This window comes from Pantoea ananatis LMG 2665 (genome assembly GCF_000710035.2).
GTDB classification, from domain to species: Bacteria; Pseudomonadota; Gammaproteobacteria; order Enterobacterales; family Enterobacteriaceae; genus Pantoea; species Pantoea ananatis.
The window spans coordinates 1,206,505-1,229,496 of sequence record NZ_JMJJ01000004.1 but is presented as its reverse complement, the minus strand read 5'-3'; the positions used below and the strand labels follow the sequence as shown (position 1 = coordinate 1,229,496).

Genomic DNA, 22,992 nt, shown 5'->3' with positions numbered 1-22,992 from the left:
ACGCGCGCGACGGTACCATTCATCAGAGATAACTGACCAACAGTGATACGGAATGAGAGGCAGGATTAAGTGGGCCGCAACCAACGTGCGGCCCTGATTCATTATGGATTCAGGCGGCGACGGGTACGCCCGGAGCTGAGATAATCAGCAATGTAGTCCTGGGAAATCTCGCCACTGTAACGGCCATCTTCGTCCACAATCGGCATCCAGACGGTGTTGTGTTCATAGAGTTTCGACAGAACCACACGCAGGTTTTCTTCTGCTTTGCCGGTCACTTTAAACGTATGCAGCATCTCTTCACAGCGCCCGCTCGCGTGACGCGCCTCACGGCGTTTCACAAATCCTAACGGCTTGCCGTCGTCGTCAACCACGGTGATGGAACGCATGTCGTTTTCGTCCATGGTGCCAAAAGCCTCCGGTAACGGCGTAGAGCGTTTTACCGTGATGGTGGGCTGTTGGTCGGTCACGTCGCCTGCCTGTACCAGCAGCAGACGTTTCAACGTACGGTCCTGGCCAACAAAGGAGCCGACAAAATCGTTAGCCGGCGTCGCCAGCAACTCATCGGGGCTGGCGCACTGGACAATTTTGCCCTGGCCGAAGACCGCGATGCGGTCGCCAAGTTTGAGTGCTTCATCAATGTCGTGGCTGACCAGCATCACCGTTTTCTTTAACTGACGCTGCATATCCAGAAACTCATTCTGAATAACTTCCCGGTTAATTGGGTCAACCGCGCCGAAAGGCTCATCCATCAGCAGTACCGGCGGATCAGCCGCCAGCGCGCGAATCACCCCAATGCGCTGCTGTTGTCCACCGGACATTTCACGCGGGTAGCGATGCAGAAACTTATTCGGATCCAACGCCACCATGCTCATTAACTCCGTTGCCCGCTCGCGGCACTGCTTTTTATCCCAGCCCAGCATGCGTGGCACCACGGTGATGTTCTCTTCAATCGTCATATTGGGGAACAGACCAATTTGCTGGATCACGTAACCAATATTGCGACGCAGGGTGGTGGTATCCTGAGTGCTGGTGTCTTCACCATTGATGAGAATCCGCCCGCTGGTAGAGGGAATTAAGCGGTTAATCATTTTCAGCGTGGTGGTTTTGCCACAGCCCGAAGGCCCAAGCAGCACGCACATCTCGCCAGCAGGAACCTCAAGACTCACATTGTCCACCGCTTTCATCAGCGTGCCGTTTTTCTGGCTGAAGGTTTTCGTCAGATTTTCAAGTTTTATCATTATCGAATTCCCTTAGGAGTCAGCGCCAGCTGCAAACGGTGCAGCAGCCAGTCAAGAACAATCGCCAGCAGGCAAATCATCAGCGCCCCGGCAATCAGCATACGAATATCACTGCCGCTAATGCCATCCAGCAGCAGCATGCCCAGCCCGCCAGCACCAATCACCGCCGCGATAGCCATCACGCCAACGTTCATGACCACGGCGGTGCGAATACCACCAAAAATCACCGGAAGCGCCATCGGGATCTCAACCCAACGCAGGCGTTGCCAGAACGTCATGCCAATGCCACGACCCGCTTCACGCAGGCCGTCCGGCAGATTTTCCAATGCGGTATGCGTGTTGCGCACAATCGGCAGTAATGAATACAGGAAGACCGCCGTGATAGCCGGTAGCGCACCAATCCCTTTCCCAATCAGCGAGAAAAGCGGAATCATCAGGCCAAACAACGCAATCGTCGGGATGGTCAGTACAACGGTGGCAATGCCGAGCACCGGCGTGGCCAGCCATTTAAAGCGCACAATTAAAATCCCAAGGGGTACGCCAATAACAATCGCGCATCCTACTGCAACCAGCACCAGCCAGGTATGTTGCCAGGTCAGCGTGAGCAGGTTATTCCAGTTATCAATGATGTAATGAAGGGTATCCACGATGCCTCCTTACAGCATGTTTTTGGATTGAAGGAAATCGCGCGCCACCTGTTCAGGCGACTGGTGATCGATGTCCACGCGCTTGTTCATCTCGGTAATGGCCTCATCGGTGATCAGCAGGGAAAGCTGATTCAGGGCGGCTTCAAGACCGGGATGGCTCGCCAGCACGTCTTGACGCACAACCGGCGTCACGTTGTAGCTGGGGAAAAAGTGTTTATCGTCTTCCAGCACCTTGAGATCGAAACCTTTCACGCGCCCGTCCGTGGTGTAGATCAGGCCGGCATCCACAAAACCATCGCGCACGGCGTTATAGACCAGCCCCGGATCCATCTGGCGAATCTGTGGCCTGTCGAGCGTCAGGTTGTAGGTTTTCTGCAGTGGCTTCATGCCGTCTGAACGGCCATAAAACTCCAGGTCCAGCCCGAGTCGCCAGTTATGTTTCGGATCTGTTTTACGCACCTGATCCATTTTGGCCACCAGTTGCGACAGCGTCGAAATACCTTCTTTTTCCGCGCGCGCGCGCTGCATGGCAAAGGCATAGGTGTTATTCATCGGGGCGGGATTGAGCCAGATAAGACCCAGTTTGCCGTCCAGATTTTTCACGGTTTTATAGGCGTCCTCGGAGGACATCGGTTTATTAATATGGTTAAAGATGATCAGTGAGGTACCGGTATATTCCCAGGTCATGTCGATCTGCTTGTTAATCATGGCATTACGACTGATGGTGGTGGCGATGTTGCGTTTCGGGATAACCTCAAAGCCTTTCTTTTGCAGCCACATAACCGTCATGGCTGAAAGAATATGTTGCTCGGTAAAGCTTTTTGTCGCGAGCACCAGCGGCGTGGCCGCCTGTACGCTTTGGCTGAGTGCCATTGAGGCCACCAGTGCCAGGGTAGAGCTCTTAATCCAGCGCGTTAGCATTACAAACCCCTTATCGTTATGCCGCAGCGTGCGGGCTAAGGTAGCGCCCTAATGACGCCAGTAGCATATCCAGCACCAGTGCAACCAGCGCCGTAGCAACGGCACCCAGGATAAGCACAGGGAAGTCATTAAGATAAATGCCGGGGAAAATCAGTTCGCCAAAGCTGCTGGCGCCAATCAGGAAGGCGAGCGGGGCGGTGCCCACGTTAATGGCGGTGGCAATGCGCACGCCCGCAAGAATAACCGGCAGGGCGTTAGGAATCTCAACCTGACGCAAGCGCTGCCATTTGGTCATGCCGATGCCGTTCGCGGCTTCGATCAACGAAGGCGGTACGGCGCTGAGTCCGGAGTAGGTGTTACGGACGACAGGCAACAGTGATGCCAGAAACAGCGCGACCAGGGCGGGCTTATCACCAATGCCAATGACAACCATCGCCAGCGCCAGAACGGCAAGAGGAGGCAGCGTATTGCCGACGTTAAAGATTTGCATGACATATTCCGCCCAGCGCCGGGCAAAAGGGCGGCTGAGTAGAATACCGCTGGGTATACCGACCAGCAGGGCGAACAGCATCGACCAAAACACCAGAAACAGGTGCTGCTGTCCAAGGTAAATCAGATCGTCTTTGCGGGCGACCAGCGTATCCCAGCCAAGCCCCCATACCAGCGCACCTGCCACTGCGACCACAGCCAGCAGTGCCAGACCGGCACGCCTGGCCAGTGAAGCGTTATGCATACGGTTTCTCCCTGTTTACGGATCTGTTGTTATAGCTACCTAAACCAGCATGACAAAAGTGGCTATCGTCAGCGCCCCTTCCAAAACCATGCCGGTCGCTAAATGCGGCAAACCGCAGTGAATTTCTGCGTAATTTCACAAAGTGCGGAAAATACCGCTTTATTTCTATAGCAGCGGTAAGCGGGGCGCGCCAGCTTTTATCGGAAAAATCAGGAAGATAGCATGAGCCAAAAAACGCCTCAGCCCTTACAGCAACAGGTTTCAGAGTGAAACGACCTGAAAAGGCCTTTTTTAAGTGACAGTGTCACAATTTGGATTGAATCGGTTCCCGTCTGGTGAAATATGCGCTAGCCTTAGGGAACAAAAAAGGGAGCATCATGACCAACAGCACCTCCGCACCACGCCGTCGCCACTGGATTCTCTTTGCCTGTATGCTCGCCATGTTTATGGCTGCGATTGAAGTCACGATTGTGGCGACCGCAATGCCCACCATTGTGGCCGATCTCGGCGGTTTTTCGCAGTTTGGCTGGGTTTTCTCTGTCTATCTCCTTACCCAGGCGGTGAGCGTGCCGCTCTATGGCAGGCTGGCGGACCTGTGGGGCCGCAAAAAAATGCTGTTTCTGGGCATCGCGATCTTCCTTACCGGGTCGGTGCTCTGCGGTTTCGCCCACACGATGCTCTGGCTGATTGTCTTCCGGGCATTTCAGGGGCTGGGGGCGGGCGCGATCATGCCGCTGAGTTCCACCATCGTGGCAGACATCTATTCCCCCCGGGAACGCGCCAGCGTGCAGGGCTGGTTGTCCAGCGTCTGGGGCGTTGCGGCGATTGTCGGTCCGCTGTCCGGTGCCTGGCTGGTCCAGCACTTTAGCTGGTCCGTCATCTTCTGGGTCAACGTACCGATCGGCATCGTCAGCATGCTGATGCTGGCAGCCTTGCTGCCTGCCTATACGCAGACACAACCCTCCCAGTCTTTGAATCTGACCGGGAGCGGCTGGCTCACGCTGTGTATCAGCGCCGTTCTGATTGCGCTGCTGCAGGCTGAACAGCTTGGCTACTGGCTGCTGCTGTTCTTAGCCATTGGCCTGGTGGCTGGCTGGCAGTTAACCCGTCATGAGCAGCGCACCCGCTCGCCGCTGTTCCCGCTCAGCCTGTGGAAAAGCCCACTGATTATCGCGGGCAATCTCGGCAACTTCATCATTGGTGCAACCATGATGGGCGTCAGCGCTTTTCTGCCGACCTGGATTCAGGGCGTAACCGGCGGATCGCCGCTTCAGGCCGGGACTGCGCTGGCCATGATGTCTGTTGGCTGGCCGCTGGCCAGTACGCTAAGTGGCCGTCTGATGCTGTTGACCTCCTACCGTTTTACCGCGCAGCTGGGCGCACTGTTATTAATCGGCGGCAGCGCCTTGCTACTGCTGTTGCACACAGAAAGCACGCTGTTCCAGGCGGGATTCACCGCCTTTGTCATCGGAACCGGCATGGGAATGACCAGCACGACATTTCTGGTATCTGTCCAGAATCATGCCGACTTTAACGTGCAAGGCATTTGTACAGCGTCGGTCATGTTTAGCCGTATGATTGGATCGGCGCTGGGGACAGCGGTGATGGGCGCGGTGCTTAACCTGAATCTGCAATGGCGGTTGCCCCATGCGCAGGATCCGGTTCAGCAAATCATGTCGCAGGAAACGCGCGACCGCCTGGCACCGGACGTCCTTCAGCCTATGCTGCAGGCAATAGCCGCATCGCTACATTGGGTCTTTATTGTGGCACTGGTCATTGCGTTCCTCACCCTGTGGGTAGCGTGGAAGATGCCGCGCCAGCAGCCGCAACAAACGGAATAGTGCGCTGAAACCTCAGGCGTGATGGGCAGAGAAGGGCCAGCAAAAGACAGGAAAAGACAGGAAAAGACAGGGCGACATCATCGTCGCCCTGAACATTATTGTGTAGAGGAGTCTTGCGAGCTGCCTGCGCTGTCGGGTACGGAGGTGCCCTCATCACGGCCCAGCTTTTTATAAACAATTTTCTGTGTGTCGTTATCGCAATGGCCGACGACCTGACCGCCAGCCTGATCAACCTGATCGTTGGCGACCACATCCAGGCTAAAGCCTGATTCAGGCACGCCGTTTTGAATGATTTTCTGGCTGATATCCGCTTTTACAGATTCGCAGGATGCCTGAGCCAGCAGGGGGAAGGCTAAAAACGTCGCTGTCAGTAATGCACTCTTGATCTTCATAACCCTTTCCTTTTGTCATGCGTCAGTCATTACTATAGCCGAAATTTACGGCAATACCGGGCGGCCCGTGCGGCGGTCTAAGCAGCGCAGCGTATTGGGTTCCCAATAGGCATTCAGATTAGCGCTCTGTTCACATTTGTCGCGCGTGTCGAATGCGCGATCGGCTTTATCGAATTCTTTCTCAACCCGGCTGTTCACTTTGTTGCGCAGCATGTGCGTATCATTCCACTGCTCTTTACTCTGACGTGCCGCTTCGTTGCTCAATGCGCTGCTGCCGTTTTCAATAATCACGTGTTCGGTGTTCGCACTGACACGCATCGCGGTGGCAGAAAGCAGGGCCACCATCAGAACCGGAACCAATTTTTTCATCGTAATATCCTTCGGTTAACACTGTTTTACTCTTGGGTAAAACTATTGCATCAAATGAGAATAGTATACCATTGCCGATTACTTGCTCACCAGCTGTGTGCATGTTGTTTACCTGTCAGAGAGATTATTGTGCTGCTTAAAACCACGCTGCTGTTTTTTATCACCGCGCTGGCGGAAATCATCGGCTGTTTTCTGCCGTGGCTGTGGCTAAAGAAGGGGGCGTCCATGTGGCTGTTGTTGCCTGCCGCATTGAGCCTCGGGTTATTTGTCTGGTTGCTGACCTTACATCCTGCGGCCAGCGGCCGGGTTTACGCGGCGTATGGCGGCGTCTATGTGCTGACGGCCATGCTTTGGCTGCGCGTGGTCGAAGGTGTCAAGCTGAGCGCATGGGACTGGAGTGGTGCGCTGATTGCGCTGAGCGGCATGCTGATTATCGTAGCGGGATGGGGCAAAGCGTAAAAGCCAGCCTTTGCGGCTGGCTTATCGGTCAGGGTTTATGCACTTTCAACCCTGCCAGCGTCTGGCTGACAGGCATCATCTCAAGCGTATTGATGTTGACGTGCTTCGGCAGCGTGGCCACCCAGTAAACGGCTTCGGTAACGTCTTCAGGCGTCAGGGCCGTGGCGCCCTCGTAGACCTGTTCGGCCTTGCCATCGTCCCCTTTAAAGCGCACGTTAGAAAACTCCGTGCCGCCGACCAGGCCCGGCTCAATATCGGTCACACGCAGGGCCGTACCGTGTAAATCGGTGCGTAAGTTAAGGCTGAACTGGCGCACAAAGGCTTTGGTGGCACCATAAACGTTGCCCCCGGCATAAGGCCAGCTGCCGGCAATCGAACCAATGTTAATAATGTGACCGACGTTACGCTCTACCATGGCAGGCAAAACCGCGCGCGTCATATAGACCAGCCCTTTGGTATTGGTGTCGATCATGTTTTCCCAGTCGTTCACATCTGCCCGGTGCGCGGGTTCGATGCCCAACGCCAGACCGGCGTTATTCACCAGGACATCAATATTGCGCCACTCGGCAGGCAGCTGTGTGATGGCCTCTTCAATCGATGCCCGGTTACGCACATCTAACTGTACGGTATACAGATTCTCACCCAACTCCGTTTTCAGCGCCTTCAGGCGTTCAGCACGACGTCCACTGGCAATCACCTTGTGACCTGTTTCGATGAATCGGCGGGTAATGCTTTGGCCAAAACCGGCTGTGGCCCCCGTAACAAAAATAATCATCTCACTTTTCCCTCTTCCAGTTTCGTGATGTCTCCTCACCTTATCACGGCATTTTAGCCTGTGTCCGCTGAATTCCGCGGGGAGGCGCTTTTGCGCGTTTTTAGCGCACGCTGCCCCGAAATCGTGCAGAGAACGGGGCAGCAAGGTAACGTGGCAGGGTGCATTTTTACTGGCAACCGATTGCGTTGGATGAGCAACCGATTGCGTGGCGATTTTGTCAGCGAAAGCGTTGCGCAACAGGATGATCTTAATAAGTCACTGATAATAAAGTAATTTATCAGGCGCTAATCTGGCATGCGTCTTGCAAAGTGTTTAAAGAGAGTACGAGATGAACAGGGCGACAACATCAGGCGCCCGGTAAGAGGAAACGATATGTCTACATGCCAGGACACGGCGATTCGTGCCAGTTTTTTTGATTTTGCCGCGGTGGCGAACGAGCCTGAGGCTATTCTGTCTCAGGCGCGTTATATCGAAGATGGTCTGCTCATTCTGCGTGAGGGCCGCGTAGTCGGTTTGCACCCCTGGTGTGATGTCAGCAGCAGTCAGGCAGCAGAGCGCGTTATCGATCTGCGCGGTAAGCTGATCCTGCCGGGTTTTGTCGACTGCCACATTCATTACCCGCAAACAGAAATGATCGGCGCCTATGGTGAGCAGCTTCTCGAATGGCTGAATCAGTATACGTTTCCGGTTGAGAGGCAGTACCGCTGTGCCGAGCATGCCGCGCAAATGTCAGCGTTTTTTCTCCATCAGCTACTGGCTAACGGCACCACCAGTGCGTTGGTTTTTGGCACGGTGCATCCGCAGTCGGTAGAGGCGCTTTTTAGCGCGGCCGAAGCGCTTGAGATGCGCATCATCGCCGGTAAAGTCATGATGGATCGCAATGCGCCTGATTACCTCACCGAAACGCCGGAGGAAAGCTATCAACATTCCCGCGATCTGATTGAGCGCTGGCACGGCCGCGGCCGACTGAGCTATGCCCTGACGCCGCGTTTTGCGCCCACCTCGTCACCAGACCTGTTAGAGAAAGTGCAGGCGCTGCGCACGGCTTACCCGGATGTCTGGCTCCACACGCACCTCAGCGAAAACCCACAGGAAGTAGCCTGGGTCAACGCGCTGTTTCCCGAACGCAATGGCTATCTGGACGTTTACCACCACTATCAGCTGACCGGCCGGCGAAGCGTCTTTGCACACTGCCTGCATCTGGAAAATCATGAATGGCAGTGTCTGCACGATACGGATTCCGCCATTGCCTTTTGCCCGACCTCAAACCTGTTTTTGGGAAGCGGCCTGTTTAATATCAAGCGCAGCTGGCAGCAGGGCATCAAAGTGGGCATCGGCACCGATGTTGGCGCCGGAACCACCTTCAATATGCTGCAAACGCTGGGCGAGGCTTACAAGGTCGGCCAGCTACAGCAATACAGGCTGAGTGCTGCAGAAGCCTTTTACCATGCCACGCTGGGCGGGGCCCGTGCGCTGGATCTTGACCAGCACATCGGTAATTTTGCACCAGGTAAAGAAGCTGACTTTGTCGTGCTGGATCCCGCCGTATCGGCGCTGCAAAAGCTGCGTATGGGGAACTGCAAGGATATCTGGGAAAAACTGTTCGTCTTGATGACGCTGGGTGATGACAGAAACATCGTAGAGACGTGGGTTAACGGCCGACCGGTCTGGCAATCCACCACAAAGGAGAATGCCGCATGATTCAGTTTCTGCTTAACGACCAGCTCGTCACAGAAGAACGTATCGATCCCAATCTGACGGTACTCTCTTATCTGCGCACGCATCAGCGTCGCTGTGGCACCAAGGAGGGCTGTGCGTCCGGCGACTGCGGTGCCTGCAGCGTCACGCTGGGGAGCGTGGTGGACGGCAGGTTGCACTATCAGACCGTTAACAGCTGCCTGATGCTGGTCAGTGGATTACAGGGCAGGCAGCTCATCACCGTCGAAGATTTACGTGAGGGGAAAACCCTGCATCCGGCTCAGCAGGCGATGGTGGACTGTCATGGCTCGCAGTGTGGCTTCTGCACGCCGGGCTTTGTGATGTCATTGTTCAGTCTGCAAAAAAATCACAGCGACTGGGACCGGCAGCAGGCAGAGCATGCGCTGGCCGGCAACCTGTGTCGCTGTACCGGTTATCGTTCCATTATGGCGGCGGCCGAACAGTTGGTGACGCAGGCACAGCCGGACAGCTTTGATCGCTGTGAGCAGGGCGTGGTTGAGCGCCTGCGCGCGCTGGAGAATCAGGAGGTCCGGGTAATTCAGGATAAAGGCCGTCACTGTTACCTTCCCACCACCGTCGCGCAGCTCGCTGCACTCTGTGTCGCGCACCCCGATGCCGCGTTACTGGCGGGCGGCACGGACCTGAGCCTGCTGATTACCCAACGCTACCAGGGCATTCCAGTGATGATTGCGCTGGGGCAGGTGGATGCACTGAAACACTGTTATGAGGACGACGCATCCTATCACTTAGGTGCCGCCGCCTCGCTCGACCAGATCGCAGCGTTTATGGCGACGCGCATTCCGGGAGTAACGGAGATGCTGACGCGTTTTGCCTCGCTGCAAATTCGCCAGCTTGGCACACTGGGCGGTAACCTTGCTAATGCTTCCCCGATTGGCGATGCATCGCCAACGCTGCTGGCATTAAACGCCTCTCTGCTGCTGCAGAAGGGCGACACGCAACGCACTTTGCCACTCAGCGCGTTTTTTACCGGCTACCGGCAGACCGTGCTGCAACCCGGTGAGTTTATCCATACCATCATTATTCCAAAAGTGACGGTGTCACCTGATTTTGTTGCCTGGAAGGTCTCGAAACGGCTGGATGACGACATTTCAGCCGTGTTTGCCGCTTTCAATATCCAAACCGATAACGGCATTGTGACAGCGGCACACATTGCCTTTGGCGGGATGGCGGCAACGCCGGTGCGCGCCACAGGCTGTGAGCAGGCCATGATTGGATCGGCCTTAACCGCACAAACGATAGCCACGGCCTGTCAGGCGCTGGAAGAGACCTTTGAGCCGCTCAGCGACTTTCGCGCCAGCGCCGGCTATCGCCTGCAGGTGGCGAGCAACCTGCTGCGCCGTTACTTTTACCGTCTCAACGGATTGTCCCTGACTGAGGTAAGCCGCTATGTCCCATAATCGTCCGGCTCTGCCCGATTCAGCATTACCCATTGCTCATGCACGCGACATCAGCAGCGGCGTGGGGCGCAGCAATAAGCATGAAAGCGCCGATAAACACGTGTCCGGCGAGGCGATATATATCGATGACAAAGCGGAGCAGCCCGGTCTGCTGCATCTCTGTCCTCGCCTGAGCGATCATGCCCATGCCCGTATCACTCACGTTGATGTCCAGCCGTGCTACGACGTTCCCGGTGTCGTCCGCGTCCTCACCTGGCAGGACGTGCCCGGCGTCAACGATGTCGGCCCGCTGCAGCCCGGCGACCCGCTGCTGGCTCAGGACTGCGTCGAATATGTTGGGCAAATTATTATTGCCGTGCTGGCCGACTCGCCGGATGCGGCCCGACAGGGCGCGATGGCGGCGGTGATCGAGTATGAGGTATTGCCCGCGCTGCTGGATGTAGAACAGGCTCTGCTGCAGGGCAGTTTTGTGCAGGAGCCCCATATCCACCAGCGCGGCGACGTCGAGGCGGCGCTGGCCCGTGCGCCGCACCGCATACAGGGCGCGTTTCATATTGGCGGGCAGGAACACTTCTATCTGGAAACCCAGACGGCCATGGTGATCCCGGGTGAGGACGACGCGCTGCAGGTGTTCTGCTCCACGCAAAACCCCACGGAGGTCCAAAAGCTGGTGGCAGAGGTCATGGGCATCAGCATGAACAAGGTCACGATTGATATGCGCCGAATGGGTGGCGGTTTTGGCGGTAAAGAAACCCAGGCGGCGGGCGTGGCCTGCCTGTGCGCCGTCGCGGCAGGCCTGACCGGCCGGGCGGTTAAAATGCGCCTGGCCCGACGCGATGACATGCGGATAACCGGCAAGCGACATCCTTTTTATGTCCGCTATGATGTGGGCGTTGAAGACGATGGCCGATTGTGTGGGGTAAAAATCGATCTTGCCGGTAACTGCGGCTACTCGCTCGATCTGAGCGGATCGATAGTGGATCGGGCCATGTTTCATGCCGATAACGCCTACTATCTGGGTGATGCGCGCATCACCGGCTACCGCTGTCGCACCAATACCGCGTCAAATACCGCTTTTCGCGGCTTTGGCGGGCCGCAGGGCATGGTGGCGATTGAGCAGATTATGGATCACATCGCCCGCGAGCGCGGTCTGGATCCGCTTACGCTGCGAAAACGCAACTACTACGGCAAGAACGAACGCAATATCACCCATTACCATCAGCAGGTAAAAGACAACCTGCTGGATGAGATTACGGCGCAACTGCAAACCAGCAGTGACTATGATGCGCGCCGCGCGGCGATCGCAGCCTTCAATGCCAGCAGTCCCGTACTGAAACGTGGACTGGCGCTGACGCCGGTTAAATTTGGCATTTCATTTACCTCCAGCTTCCTCAATCAGGCCGGGGCGCTGATTCTGATCTACACCGACGGCACGGTGCAGCTCAACCACGGCGGAACGGAAATGGGCCAGGGGCTTAACACCAAGGTGGCGCAGATTGTGGCGCAGGTGCTGCAAATCGAGGTCGATCGTATTCAGATCACCGCCACCGATACCGGGAAAGTCCCTAACACTTCGCCCACGGCGGCGTCCAGTGGCACAGATCTCAACGGCAAAGCGGCACAAAATGCCGCCGAGATATTGCGTGAGCGCATGACGACCATGCTGTGTACGCTGCACGGATGCGGGCCAGAGGCGGTGATGTTCAGTAACGGTATCGTTCGGGCTGCCGAGCACTATTACACCTTCGCCCAGGTCGCGCAGCTTGCCTGGCTGAATCAGGTACCGCTATCGGCGACGGGCTATTATCGCGTCCCCGGCATCCATTACGACCGTCAGGCCGGTCGCGGCGAACCTTTTTACTACTTCGCCTATGGCGCGGCCTGTTGTGAAGTCATTGTGGACACGCTGACGGGCGAATACCGGCTGCTGCGTGCGGATATTCTACACGACGTGGGCGCGTCGCTGAATCCGGCCATCGATATTGGCCAGGTAGAGGGCGGCTTTGTCCAGGGGCTGGGCTGGCTGACCTGTGAAGAACTGGTCTGGAATGACAAGGGCCAGTTGATGACCGACGGCCCCGCCAGCTACAAAATCCCGGCGATCGCTGACGTACCGGCCGATATGCGGGTTACGCTGGTGGAAAACCGCAAAAATCCGCAGGACACGGTGTTCCATTCCAAAGCCGTGGGTGAACCGCCGTTTATGCTGGGGATAGCCGCCTGGTGTGCGTTACAGGATGCGGTAGCCAGCGTCGCCGACTATCGTCTGCATCCCGCGCTGGACGCGCCCGCTACGCCGGAGCGAGTATTCTGGGGCGTCCAGCGCATGGCGGGAGGCACCCATGATTTATCATGACTGGATAGCGATTTTGCACGACCTGCGCCAGAAGCGGCAACACTGCGTGCTGGTCACCGTGTTGCGCGATCGGGGTTCAGTCCCGCGTGACGGTGGCGCGAAGATGGTGGTGACGGCCAACGAAAGTTTTCTGACCATCGGTGGCGGCCATCTTGAGTTTCAGTGCATTGCGCAGGCGCGCGCGCTGTTGGAAAGTGGAGAGCGTCGTCCTCATACCGAAGACTACAGCCTGGGCGCCCGGTTAGGCCAGTGCTGCGGCGGGATGACCACCATTCTGTTTGAACCGTTGATGCAGGCGCAGCCGGAAATCCTGGTTTTTGGCGCGGGCCACATCGGTCAGGCGCTGGTCAGCCTGCTGTCTACGTTACCCTGTCACGTTAACTGGATTGACGGTCGGGACAATCAGTTTGCCTCTGTGCCACCCGGCGTCAGCGTGCAACAGCCCGACGATCCCCTGGACTGCGTGGCCGCGGCGGCGGCGGGGAGCTATTATATTGTGATGACGCACCATCATCCGCTGGATCTTGCGCTGTGTGAGGCTATTCTGCGGCGCGGTGATTTCCGCTACGTGGGCGTGATCGGTTCGCAAACGAAAAGTCAGCGTTTTCGCTACCGGCTGGAAGGCAAAGGCATTGCCGAAGACCGGCTGGCGCGATTACGCTGCCCCATGGGCCTGCCCGATGTAAAAGGGAAACTGCCTGCCGAAATCGCCGTTGCGATTGCCGGGGAAATCATTGCGGTGTATCAGCAACAACGCGGTCAGGTTGTTCTGTAAGAGGCAACCTGCCACTATGAGACTCTGTGTTGTTCACCAGGAGCGCCTATGAACGCCCGTCAAAATCCTTTTTTTAACGTCAGCAGCTTGCCTTATCACACGCCACCTTTTGATCAGATTCAGGAAACCGACTTTCTGCCCGCGCTTCAGGCCGGAATGGAAGAAAAGCGCCAGGAAGTCCTGGCCATCGCCACCAATCCGGAAGCGGCAACCTTTTTGAATACCTGCGAGGCCCTGGAAAAAAGCGGTCAACTGTTGACCCGTGTGAGCCTGGTGTTCAATGCCATGACCTCCGCCCACACCAGCCCCTATTTACAGCAGGTTGACGAGGATATTGCGCCACAGCTCACCGCGCTTAACGACGAAATAATGTTGAACCGGCCGCTGTTTTCACGCATCGACCAGGTCTATTTGCAGCGCAACTCGCTTGATGCTGAATCGAAACGCCTGGTCGAGGTGCTGTGGCAGCGCTTTCAACTGGCGGGTGCCAACCTGCCGGAAACACAGAAGCAGCAGTTAAAGGCGCTGAATCAGGAGGCTGCACGACTGAGTACGCAGTTTACTAATAAGCTGCTTGCTGCAACCAAGGCGGGCGGTTTAGTGGTCAATGACGTGCAGCAGTTAGCGGGGCTGAGCCCGTCTGATCTGGCCGTTGCTCAAGCGGCGGCGGCGGCACGAGGCCTGGAGAATGCCTGGCTGCTGGTGCTGCAAAACACCACGCAGCAGCCTGCACTGCAGTCTCTGGAAGATCGCCCGACGCGCCAGGCGCTGTTCCAGGCCGCCATGACGCGCAGTGAGAAAAACGATGACAACGACACGCGAGCGTTAGTGCTGCGCCTGGCACAGGTGCGGGCAGAGCAGGCGAAGCTGTTAGGGTTTGCCAGCTTTGCCGCCTGGCAGCTACAGGATCAGATGGCGAAAACCCCCGATGCCGCCTTTGCGTTTATGCGCAATATCGTTCCTGCGGCCCGTGCGCGGGCCGAGCGGGAAGCCGCGGCCATTCAGCAAACCATCGACAGCCAGCAGGGGAATTTTACCCTTGGCGCGTGGGACTGGAACTTTTACGCGGAGCAGGTTCGGCGGGCGCAGTACGATCTCGATGAAAGCCAGATTAAACCCTATTTCGAACTGAACAGCGTGCTGGAAAAGGGCGTATTCTGGGCCGCGACTCAACTTTATGGCATCCAGTTTACCCAACGTCACGACCTGCCGGTTTATCACCCCGATGTCCAGGTGTACGAAATCTTTGATACCGACGGCAGCGGAATGGCGCTGTTCTATACCGATTTTTTCAAGCGCGACAGCAAAGGCGGCGGCGCATGGATGAGCAACTTTGTTAACCAGTCCACGCTGCTGGACGAGAAACCGGTGATTTACAACGTCTGTAATTACACCAAACCCGCCAACGGCGAGCCTGCACTGCTGAGCTGGGATGACGTAATTACGCTGTTCCATGAGTTTGGCCATACGTTGCATGGCTTGTTTGCCAGCCAGCGCTATCCCAGCCTCTCCGGCACGGAAACGCCACGTGATTTTGTTGAGTTTCCATCGCAGATCAACGAGCACTGGGCCAGTGAGCCACAGGTGTTTCGTCATTTCGCCCGTCATTATCAGACCGGGGAGGCCATGCCAGCGGCGCTGCATGAAAAAATCATCAGAGCAGGCAAGTTCAATAAAGGTTATGAGATGACCGAGCTGCTGGCGGCCGCGTTACTGGATCTCCACTGGCATAGCCTGGAGGGGAAAACCCCGGTGCAGTCGGTCGACGCGTTCGAACAGCAGGCTTTACGCAGCGATGATATTGATCTGGCCGCAGTTCCACCGCGCTACCGTTCCAGCTATTTTCAGCATATCTGGGGCGGGGGGTATTCTGCCGGCTATTATGCCTATATCTGGACCCAGATGCTGGCCGACGATGGCTACCAGTGGTTTGTCGAACACGGCGGATTAACCCGGGAAAATGGCGACATCTTTCGGCAAAAAATCCTGTCGCGTGGCAACAGCAGCGATCTTAAAGCGTTGTATGAGTCCTGGCGCGGCGGAGCGCCTCAACTGGAGCCGATGCTAAAAAATCGCGGCTTAGCCGAATAAGCGAAAGGGCGGTGATACCGCCCTTTTTGACTATCCCAGCGGTCCACCTTCAATGGTTTCGCACAGTCCCGCCAGCACCCGTTCACCCGTTTCCGTTTTCAGCGACTGATACCATGCCGATGTCAGATGGGGATCTTTAGCATGCGTGATGTCGCAGCGTTTACGCGCTTTCAACACCAGATCCTTAACGCGTTCAACGCGGCGCATCTGGTAACGTAACAGCGCATCCTCAATGCCAAGCGAATGTGCAGACAATGCCGAGGCCAGTACAATCCCGTCTTCCATTGCCGCGCAACCGCCCTGACCAATATCCGGCGTGGTGCTGTGTGCTGCGTCGCCCAGTAAGACCACCCGGCCTTTTACAAAGCGGTGAAAAGGCTCGATGTCGTGAATCTCCACGCGGTTAGTGGTTTCCACATCAATTGCCGCGATGAGCTTCTGAACCGGTTCAGACCAGCCGCTGAAGTAGTGCTGCAAATCGTGCCGCATCGTTGATCGATCCTGCTCCAGCCCGGCGGGCAGCGGCACATCGAAAAAGAAGTAGAAGCGGTTGCCGCTGACCGGCATGAGAGAGACGCGTTTACCCTCGCCCACAAAGGTTGTCCATTGATCGGCAGGCGCGATGGACTCATCAACGCTGACCAGGCCGTTCCAGTTCACATAGCCTGCGTAGCGACGGGGCAGTTTTTCCCCCAGTACGTAATCACGAATAACCGAATGCGTTCCATCGGCCGCAACCAGAAAGTCACCCTGGGCCTGACTGTTATCTTCGAAGGTCGCGATCACGCCGCTGGCATATTGCTCCACCTGCACGATACGCTTGCCAAAATTCACCCGATGGCGGCCGTAAGCATCCAGCAGCATGGCCTGAAGCTCGGCGCGGGCAATGGGATAGGGAAACTCGCCCACCTGCTGCACCAGGGGGGAAAGGCTGAAACGGGTGAGGGTTTCACCCGAAAAGGCCTCTTTATAGGCCATATAGGCCATGTTGCCGCCCAGGGCGCGCACTTTTTCTCTCAGTCCCAATGCATTAAGGCATTTCACCCCGTTAGGCCAGACGGAAATGGCCGCACCCACGGGACGTATCGTTTTGACCGCCTCAAAAACCTCAGTGTCGAAACCTGCCTGTTCCAGAGCCAGCGCGGCGGTCATGCCACCCATCCCGCCACCAATGACGATCGCTTTCATATGTTATCTCCTGTGCACATATCAGTTATTTGCAACTTTTGTACCAGAAGCGCGACGCGCGGAGTGCGCGTCTGAATGGGGGCATGAAGGGTGAAAATGGCGCAGATGCACGGTCGCTGTGCAACAGGCTGCACCTGTCGGGTGCAGAGAAATCTGTAAACCACAGTAATCACATGTTTTTAAGATGTTACCTATGATCTGTTTCATATTCAGCGTGATATAGATCACGTTCGCACTCACTACGACTTCGGAACCCTTCATGAAAATCGGCATAAGTAATAATCACTATCCGGAGCAGCGCAATATTTTGGTCAATCCGGAAAACGACTACATTAACCTGAAAAAACGTAACGTTTTCTATTTCCTCAATCCGCTGCGTACGCGTTTACTGAAAAAAAATAAACGTTTCGTCTTCTTACCTGTCCCGTTTGCAATGGGGCAGAAGCCCGACATACTCCATCTGTTCAATGAAGTGGCAATAACGCAAATGAACTGGGTCGCGACGTTTGAAACCGAGCTGCCGCGCGTTCTGCCGGTAGCAGGCGTGGCCAAACACGACAATCCAGAGCTGAAACAGCTGATCCCTTATTTGCTGAAAGATAACTGTTTCGGTCTGATTGCTATTTCAGAGGCGACGCTGCACATCCAGATGAAGCTGTTTAAACCGGATGTGGCGGCAAAAATTCGGGCTAAAACGCTGGTGATGCATCCGCCACAAACGCTGTTTACCCCGCAGAAAAGCGCATGTCACAGCGACAAAATCCGTCTGGTCTTTGTCGGCAATGAGTTTTATCGCAAGGGCGGGGCCGAAATTGTGCTGGCGCTGAGTGAGCTTGTCGAAGCGGGTCAGATCGATGCATCCCAGCTTGACGTGCAGCTTATCGGCGATTTGACTAAGCGTCATAACGTGGCACACCGTAAATTCCAGGACGACGAGGCTTTTTACCGGAATATCCAGGATCGTATCTCCCGCCTGAGCTTCGTCACCCATCATGCGCAGATGGCAAACTCGGCACTCCTGAAACTGTTCCAGAACAGTGACCTCGGTTTGTTACCGACCTGGCAGGAAACCTACGGGTTTTCCGTGCTGGAGATGCAGGCGAGCGGCTGTCCGGTGTTAACCAGTAATGTGCGTGCTCTGCCGGAAATCAACCCGGCCAGTGCAGGCTGGACGATCGGCGGCGAGCTGAATGACGATCGTGAATATCAGGTCAACAGCGAAGCCGATAAAGATCGCCTGCGCCGGGCGCTGATCGACGGCATAAAATCGACCCTGCTGGACATTCTGGCACACCCGGCCTGCCTGACGGAAAAGGGAGAAGGGTCAATTTTACGCATTAAACAGCAGCATGACCCGCGTCAGTACGGCGTCCGACTTAACGATATTTATCGTCGCGGCGTTGTGGAATGTGTTGAACATCCGCCCGCGCTCTCAATTTAACAAGATTTATCAGACGTTACGCGTCAGAGTTACCATACTTAACGGACGCGTATCTCTGGAGATCGGTTATGAAATGTCTTTTTGCTTTGCTGCTGTCCTGCCTGACGGCCAGCAGCGCACTGGCACAACCCGCACACAGCTTTCCGGCGCGCGCGCCGCTTCCTCAACTGATGCCCATCGCCGCAAAATGTGATCTCTCCAGCTGTCAGACTCGCTGTTATGTTGAGCAATCTCATTGTAATACGCGTAATTCCGGTGCCTGTAGTACCCAGGCGCAGCTTTGCGTGCAATCATGCGCTGCTCAGTGTCATTGACGGCTCCCCGCCCTGGGCGAGGATTCCCACTTCACCGAGCCGAACCTAAGCCGCGTTAAGCGATTTGGAATTTACAGGCTCTCCGTGAGCTAACACTGCCAGCCCGGCAGCTTTACCATTACGGGCCGCATTAATGTCGCGATCATGGTCGCGCGATTATATCTCCGCCCGATTGGGCGAAGTCTTACGCGCAAACTGATGAACTGTCACCTGAATGAGTGCTGATGAAAATATATTTTACTGCATTACTCTTCGCCCTTAGCGCCAGCAGCAGCGCGACGGATTTATCCTCACAGGAGATTGCCTCGCGGGTTAAGGACGTGATTACGCCATTAATGGCGGAGCAGGGGATTCCTGGCATGTCCGTCGCGGTCCTGTATAAAGGCCGCCCGCAGTACCTGAACTTTGGCGTAGCGGATACCGCAACCGATCGACGGGTGACGGAAAATACGCTGTTCGAACTTGGTTCCGTCAGCAAAACCTTTACCGGCGTACTGGCTGGCGTGATGATACGTAACAGCGAACTTCGCCTGAACGATCCGGTACAAAAGTACTGGCCCGCGCTAAAAGGCCCGCAGTGGCAGGCGATCAGGATGGTGCACCTCGCCACCTACAGCGCAGGTGGCATGCCGTTACAGCTTCCTGCCAGCGTGGTCGATCAGGATTCCTTACTCCGTTACGCGCAGCAGTGGCAGCCCGGTGTCGCGCCGGGCATTCAGCGGCAATATTCCAATGTCAGCCTCGGCCTGCTGGGTTATCTCATGGTAAAGGGCGAGTTTGAAGAAGCCATGCAGAAGAACGTCTTTACACCGTTGCGGCTCACGCGCACTTTTTATACCGTTCCGGCGTCCATGATGTTCGACTATGCGTGGGGTTATAAAGACGGCCAGCCCGTGAGCGTCTCTCCCGGAATGCTGTCGGCAGAAACCTATGGAGTGAAGTCCACCGCGCGCGACATGATGACCTTTATGCAGGCCAATGCGAATCCCAACGGGTTATCGTCCGGCAATACGGTTTTACGCAACGGCATACTCACCGCACAGTCGCACTATTTAACGGCAGGTCAACTTTCTCAGGGGCTGGGATGGGAAATCTATCCATGGCCGGTGAAGGAGCAAACGCTCATCGACGCCAGCGACACGAAAACCGCGCTGGAGGCTCAGCCTGCCACGCTGGTGAACCCGGTAAAAGCCGCGGACCGCGCCAGCTGGATCCACAAAACCGGCTCCACAAACGGGTTTGGGGCCTACATTGCCTTTGTCCCTCAGCTCAACAGCGGCATCGTTATGCTGGCGAATAAAAACTATCCCAATCCGGAACGCATTAAGGCGGCCGTGGCGATTCTCGACGCGTTACAGTAATGCCGAAAAGCAGGCAAAAAAATGGCCGCGCAGTGCGGCCATGGCGTATTAAAAACGCTTACAACGTTCCGGTTCCCCCGTCAGAGCACCATACCTGCCCAGAGGCAAAGCTGCACTCGTCCGACGCAAGGGTGACGTAAAGTGGGGCGATCTCTACGGGTTGACCGGGGCGGCCCAGCGGCGCGTCTGCGCCAAACTGTTCCACTTTCTCCTGCGGCTGACCGCCGCTCGGCTGCAGTGGCGTCCAGTACGGACCCGGTGCGACCGCGTTCACGCGAATCCCTTCCGGGCCGAGCTGTTTAGCCAGTGCTTTGGTAAAGGCGACGTTGCAGGCTTTAGTCTGCGCGTAGTCCAGCAGGATATCGCTGGGTTTAAAGGCCTGCACGGAAGAGGTGTTAATGATACAGGCCCCGCGCGGCAAATACGCCAGCGCGGCTTTCGTTACCCAGAATGGCGCATAGACATTGGTTTTAAAGGTGGCATCGAAATCTTCTGTGCTCAGCGTACGGATGGATTCATTAAACTGCTGACGTCCGGCGTTATTGACAAGAATATCCAGCCCGCCCAGCTTCTCGGCCGCTTCGTTAACCAGCGTCTGGCAAAAGGTTTCAGAACGCAGATCGCCGGGGATGGCCACAGCTTTGCGCCCTTCGGCTTCAATCAGTTTAATCACTTCAACCGCATCGGACTCTTCTTCCGGCAGATAGTTAATGGCCACATCTGCACCTTCACGCGCATAGGCGATTGCAACCGCACGGCCAATACCCGAGTCGCCGCCGGTGATCAGCGCTTTACGGCCGGTAAGGCGACCATGTCCACGATAGCTTTTTTCACCATGATCGGGAGCAGGATCCATCTCACTGGCTAATCCGGGTGCCTGCTGCGGCTGCTGCCTGAACGGCGGCTTCGGAAAGCGATCCGGGTCTTGAATGTGGTTATTTGACGTCGTCATAGTGAACTCCTTGAACAGGGTGGTCAGAGAGTTTAAGCCTGGCACAGATGTGATATTTGTCACATTCAAATGCTTATTTAATCCGTATTGGTAGATGAAAACAGGCTTTATGACGAGGGTTTGCCGACGATATTGCAGATAAGCGCAGCGGAAGTAGCAGAATATGTTGATTTTTCCTTAAGGGGGAGCGCCATTAGGCCAAAAAGAGCGCATCCTCTTTCCTGGCGACACGCACAGGTGAAGGCTAACGCATTGAATAAAAGGCGCTTATGGCATGAAAGAAGAGGGGAGATCATTGCATATGATAAAGGAGGACAATCAGGTGTGGGAAAGCGAAGGTAAATGTTTGTACAAATGTTTCTGAGATGTTACTCTGAGTGTCCCGGCCAGCATCACTTTATAGTTTGTGAAGTCTGGCCGGAAAGTTTTTCCCTGGTGTTGGCTGTTTCAGCGACCTGGCCTTGCAGGTCAGGTTTTTTTTTACCGCTAAACAACTCGAACCCATTGTAACCTCTGGCTGAATCATTGTAAGTTATTCTTAAGTATTATCTTACCTGTACTAAAGTGCAGGTTATGTCATCGTTAAGTAAAAGAAGCAGCATGGAGCCTGAATGTTTTCTTTTTTTCTTGAAAATCAAACAATAACGGATACGCTTCAGACTTACATACAGAGAAAGTTATCTTCGTTTGGCAGTCCTGAGTACGCTTACACTGTTGTGAGCAAAAAAAATCCTTCAAATGTTCTGATTATTTCCAGTTATCCTGACGAATGGGTCAGGTTATACCGCGCCAATAATTTTCAGTTAACCGATCCGGTTATCCTTACCGCCTTTAAACGCACCTCACCCTTTGCCTGGGACGAGAACATCACTTTGATGTCCGATCTCCGGTTTACTAAAATTTTCTCATTATCGAAGCAATACAACATCGTTAATGGCTTTACCTACGTGCTCCACGACCATATGAACAACCTGGCGTTGCTATCGGTCATCATTAAAGGCAACGACCAGGCCGCACTGGAACAGCGTCTTGCCTCAGAGCAGGGCACGATGCAGATGTTGCTGATCGATTTTAATGAGCAGATGTATCGACTGGCTGGCGCAGAAGCGGAAAGAGCACCGACGGTGAATCAAAACGCCGATAAAACCATCTTTTCTTCGCGTGAGAATGAGGTGTTGTACTGGGCGAGTATGGGGAAAACCTACTCTGAGATTGCCGCCATTACCGGTATTTCTGTCAGCACTGTAAAATTTCACATCAAAAATGTGGTGGTTAAACTGGGCGTCAGTAACGCCCGACAGGCTATCAGACTGGGTGTTGAGTTAGATCTTATCAGACCGGCAGCGTCAGCGGCCAGGTAGTTACGGCGACGGGCGCGCAGCCCGTACGTGCAACAATATCCCCACCCAACTGCTGTTTATCGGTTTCCCCGGCTGGCAGCGTCAGCAGATAAATACGCTCTTTTTCCGTCAGAAAAGCTTCTTTGACCACGCTGATTTGCCATCCGGACCGTTTCAGTATTTTCAGCATTGCCCGGCTGACTATCGTGTAGATATGCGTATAAGCATTGTTCTGCGCCCAGTTAACCATAGCCAAAAACAGTACCTGGCTGACAGGATAGTGCTCACCCAGCAGTTCGCGCGCGCGGGCTTTATCAACAAAAAAACGGCTGGACTCGGTGCCGTAAGCGGGCAGGGGAACGTCGTCAAAACAGTGACGAAAGGTGTGGGTAATCATATTGGGGCGATCCAGGCAGGTAAAGCGGACACTGCACACTAACTGCCCTTCGCAGATACCCAGAATATAACGCGTCCCTGGGCCATCAAACTCATCCGACTCCATGCCCTGACTGCACACGACTTCCCATCCCAGGCGGTCGCTAAAAGTTTTTTTTCTGAGCTTATAAAGTTCTTCTGAACGTGTGGTTTGCAGCTCTTCATAACTGACGTCAAACAGTTCAAGCATTCCATTTCCTCTAAAAGTTACTGCAGCCCTCACGGCT

General features: G+C 55.4%; 20 protein-coding genes. 10 read left to right on the top strand and 10 right to left on the bottom strand.

Going from position 1 to position 22,992, the window contains the following annotated elements; all coding sequences use genetic code 11:
- Positions 1–101: 101 nt before the first annotated feature.
- The 4 genes from osmV to EL29_RS07505 all read right to left on the bottom strand — a co-directional run bounded on the left by osmV (position 102) and on the right by EL29_RS07505 (position 3,539).
- A complete protein-coding gene (gene osmV / locus EL29_RS07520) occupies positions 102–1,238 on the bottom strand; it encodes an osmoprotectant ABC transporter ATP-binding protein OsmV (RefSeq protein ID WP_015700251.1) in 1,137 nt (378 codons plus the stop codon).
- Positions 1,238–1,885 (bottom strand): osmoprotectant ABC transporter permease OsmW, encoded by a 648-nt coding sequence (gene osmW, locus EL29_RS07515; RefSeq protein WP_013025849.1) that lies wholly within the window; start codon positions 1,883–1,885, stop codon positions 1,238–1,240. Before osmW ends, osmV begins: the two co-directional genes overlap by 1 nt.
- A gap of 9 nt (positions 1,886–1,894) precedes the next feature.
- Complete coding sequence (locus tag EL29_RS07510) at positions 1,895–2,758, bottom strand: glycine betaine ABC transporter substrate-binding protein (protein ID WP_235193304.1); 864 nt, start codon at positions 2,756–2,758, stop codon at positions 1,895–1,897.
- A gap of 64 nt (positions 2,759–2,822) precedes the next feature.
- Positions 2,823–3,539 carry an ABC transporter permease gene (locus EL29_RS07505; RefSeq protein WP_013025847.1) on the bottom strand — a complete coding sequence of 239 codons (717 nt, stop codon included), beginning with the start codon at positions 3,537–3,539 and terminating at the stop codon, positions 2,823–2,825.
- A gap of 377 nt (positions 3,540–3,916) precedes the next feature.
- Here EL29_RS07505 and EL29_RS07500 point away from each other — a divergent pair, with 377 nt between their 5' ends.
- A complete protein-coding gene (locus EL29_RS07500; protein WP_015700253.1) occupies positions 3,917–5,380 on the top strand; it encodes an MDR family MFS transporter in 1,464 nt (487 codons plus the stop codon).
- Positions 5,381–5,475: 95 nt separating this feature from the next.
- Here the strand turns inward: EL29_RS07500 and EL29_RS07495 are convergent, their stop codons facing one another.
- The gene (locus EL29_RS07495; protein WP_022622813.1) at positions 5,476–5,772 is read right to left on the bottom strand and encodes a DUF1161 domain-containing protein; all 297 of its coding nucleotides are present in this window, start codon (positions 5,770–5,772) and stop codon (positions 5,476–5,478) included.
- A gap of 45 nt (positions 5,773–5,817) precedes the next feature.
- Entirely contained in the window at positions 5,818–6,141 is a 324-nt protein-coding gene (locus EL29_RS07490; protein WP_013025844.1) for a DUF1283 family protein, read from the bottom strand.
- A 132-nt stretch (positions 6,142–6,273) separates the two neighbouring features.
- Here EL29_RS07490 and EL29_RS07485 point away from each other — a divergent pair, with 132 nt between their 5' ends.
- On the top strand, positions 6,274–6,600 hold the full coding sequence (locus EL29_RS07485; protein ID WP_028715174.1) for a YnfA family protein: 327 nt from the start codon (positions 6,274–6,276) through the stop codon (positions 6,598–6,600).
- A 28-nt stretch (positions 6,601–6,628) separates the two neighbouring features.
- On the opposite strand, the gene ydfG is transcribed toward EL29_RS07485, so the two are convergent.
- A complete protein-coding gene (gene ydfG / locus EL29_RS07480; RefSeq protein WP_014605789.1) occupies positions 6,629–7,375 on the bottom strand; it encodes a bifunctional NADP-dependent 3-hydroxy acid dehydrogenase/3-hydroxypropionate dehydrogenase YdfG in 747 nt (248 codons plus the stop codon).
- A gap of 372 nt (positions 7,376–7,747) precedes the next feature.
- On the opposite strand from ydfG, the gene guaD reads away from it, so the two are divergent.
- From guaD to dcp, 5 genes are read left to right on the top strand one after another with little or no spacing between them, the layout of a single operon-like run.
- Positions 7,748–9,076 carry a guanine deaminase gene (gene guaD, locus EL29_RS07475; protein ID WP_022622812.1) on the top strand — a complete coding sequence of 443 codons (1,329 nt, stop codon included), beginning with the start codon at positions 7,748–7,750 and terminating at the stop codon, positions 9,074–9,076.
- A complete protein-coding gene (gene xdhA / locus EL29_RS07470; protein WP_014593763.1) occupies positions 9,073–10,512 on the top strand; it encodes a xanthine dehydrogenase small subunit in 1,440 nt (479 codons plus the stop codon). The genes guaD and xdhA overlap by 4 nt, the downstream gene beginning before the upstream one ends.
- On the top strand, positions 10,502–12,868 hold the full coding sequence (gene xdhB / locus EL29_RS07465; RefSeq protein WP_014605792.1) for a xanthine dehydrogenase molybdopterin binding subunit: 2,367 nt from the start codon (positions 10,502–10,504) through the stop codon (positions 12,866–12,868). The genes xdhA and xdhB overlap by 11 nt, the downstream gene beginning before the upstream one ends.
- A complete protein-coding gene (xdhC, locus tag EL29_RS07460; RefSeq protein WP_028715173.1) occupies positions 12,855–13,643 on the top strand; it encodes a xanthine dehydrogenase accessory protein XdhC in 789 nt (262 codons plus the stop codon). The genes xdhB and xdhC overlap by 14 nt, the downstream gene beginning before the upstream one ends.
- A gap of 48 nt (positions 13,644–13,691) precedes the next feature.
- A complete protein-coding gene (gene dcp, locus EL29_RS07455) occupies positions 13,692–15,734 on the top strand; it encodes a peptidyl-dipeptidase Dcp (RefSeq protein ID WP_028715172.1) in 2,043 nt (680 codons plus the stop codon).
- A 30-nt stretch (positions 15,735–15,764) separates the two neighbouring features.
- Here dcp and hpxO read toward each other — a convergent pair whose 3' ends face one another.
- Positions 15,765–16,922, bottom strand: coding sequence for an FAD-dependent urate hydroxylase HpxO (gene hpxO / locus EL29_RS07450; RefSeq protein ID WP_019105184.1), 1,158 nt, complete (start codon positions 16,920–16,922; stop codon positions 15,765–15,767).
- 259 nt (positions 16,923–17,181) lie between these two features.
- On the opposite strand from hpxO, the gene EL29_RS07445 reads away from it, so the two are divergent.
- Together EL29_RS07445 and ampC are read left to right on the top strand one after the other, a co-directional pair.
- Complete coding sequence (locus EL29_RS07445) at positions 17,182–18,363, top strand: glycosyltransferase (protein WP_028715171.1); 1,182 nt, start codon at positions 17,182–17,184, stop codon at positions 18,361–18,363.
- Between the two features lie 532 nt (positions 18,364–18,895).
- Entirely contained in the window at positions 18,896–20,038 is a 1,143-nt protein-coding gene (ampC, locus tag EL29_RS07440) for a class C beta-lactamase (RefSeq protein WP_028715170.1), read from the top strand.
- A gap of 58 nt (positions 20,039–20,096) precedes the next feature.
- Here the strand turns inward: ampC and EL29_RS07435 are convergent, their stop codons facing one another.
- A complete protein-coding gene (locus tag EL29_RS07435; protein ID WP_014593760.1) occupies positions 20,097–20,990 on the bottom strand; it encodes an SDR family oxidoreductase in 894 nt (297 codons plus the stop codon).
- A 611-nt stretch (positions 20,991–21,601) separates the two neighbouring features.
- On the opposite strand from EL29_RS07435, the gene EL29_RS07430 reads away from it, so the two are divergent.
- Positions 21,602–22,351 carry a helix-turn-helix transcriptional regulator gene (locus tag EL29_RS07430; RefSeq protein ID WP_013025833.1) on the top strand — a complete coding sequence of 250 codons (750 nt, stop codon included), beginning with the start codon at positions 21,602–21,604 and terminating at the stop codon, positions 22,349–22,351.
- Here the strand turns inward: EL29_RS07430 and EL29_RS07425 are convergent.
- Complete coding sequence (locus EL29_RS07425) at positions 22,323–22,955, bottom strand: acyl-homoserine-lactone synthase (RefSeq protein WP_019105188.1); 633 nt, start codon at positions 22,953–22,955, stop codon at positions 22,323–22,325. The two genes, EL29_RS07430 and EL29_RS07425, sit on opposite strands and share 29 nt — an antisense overlap.
- Between the last annotated feature and the right edge of the window lie 37 nt (positions 22,956–22,992).

What these genes read in the sequence shown, in the direction of transcription:
- osmV (WP_015700251.1), bottom strand. Translation starts at nt 1,238, where the DNA reads ATGATAAAACTTGAAAATCTGACGAAAACCTTCAGCCAGAAAAACGGC.
- EL29_RS07510 (WP_235193304.1), bottom strand. Translation starts at nt 2,758, where the DNA reads ATGGCACTCAGCCAAAGCGTACAGGCGGCCACGCCGCTGGTGCTCGCG.
- EL29_RS07505 (WP_013025847.1), bottom strand. Translation starts at nt 3,539, where the DNA reads ATGCATAACGCTTCACTGGCCAGGCGTGCCGGTCTGGCACTGCTGGCT.
- EL29_RS07500 (WP_015700253.1), top strand. Translation starts at nt 3,917, where the DNA reads ATGACCAACAGCACCTCCGCACCACGCCGTCGCCACTGGATTCTCTTT.
- EL29_RS07495 (WP_022622813.1), bottom strand. Translation starts at nt 5,772, where the DNA reads ATGAAGATCAAGAGTGCATTACTGACAGCGACGTTTTTAGCCTTCCCC.
- EL29_RS07490 (WP_013025844.1), bottom strand. Translation starts at nt 6,141, where the DNA reads ATGAAAAAATTGGTTCCGGTTCTGATGGTGGCCCTGCTTTCTGCCACC.
- ydfG (WP_014605789.1), bottom strand. Translation starts at nt 7,375, where the DNA reads ATGATTATTTTTGTTACGGGGGCCACAGCCGGTTTTGGCCAAAGCATT.
- guaD (WP_022622812.1), top strand. Translation starts at nt 7,748, where the DNA reads ATGTCTACATGCCAGGACACGGCGATTCGTGCCAGTTTTTTTGATTTT.
- xdhA (WP_014593763.1), top strand. Translation starts at nt 9,073, where the DNA reads ATGATTCAGTTTCTGCTTAACGACCAGCTCGTCACAGAAGAACGTATC.
- xdhB (WP_014605792.1), top strand. Translation starts at nt 10,502, where the DNA reads ATGTCCCATAATCGTCCGGCTCTGCCCGATTCAGCATTACCCATTGCT.
- xdhC (WP_028715173.1), top strand. Translation starts at nt 12,855, where the DNA reads ATGATTTATCATGACTGGATAGCGATTTTGCACGACCTGCGCCAGAAG.
- dcp (WP_028715172.1), top strand. Translation starts at nt 13,692, where the DNA reads ATGAACGCCCGTCAAAATCCTTTTTTTAACGTCAGCAGCTTGCCTTAT.
- hpxO (WP_019105184.1), bottom strand. Translation starts at nt 16,922, where the DNA reads ATGAAAGCGATCGTCATTGGTGGCGGGATGGGTGGCATGACCGCCGCG.
- EL29_RS07445 (WP_028715171.1), top strand. Translation starts at nt 17,182, where the DNA reads ATGAAAATCGGCATAAGTAATAATCACTATCCGGAGCAGCGCAATATT.
- EL29_RS07435 (WP_014593760.1), bottom strand. Translation starts at nt 20,990, where the DNA reads ATGACGACGTCAAATAACCACATTCAAGACCCGGATCGCTTTCCGAAG.
- EL29_RS07430 (WP_013025833.1), top strand. Translation starts at nt 21,602, where the DNA reads ATGTTTTCTTTTTTTCTTGAAAATCAAACAATAACGGATACGCTTCAG.
- EL29_RS07425 (WP_019105188.1), bottom strand. Translation starts at nt 22,955, where the DNA reads ATGCTTGAACTGTTTGACGTCAGTTATGAAGAGCTGCAAACCACACGT.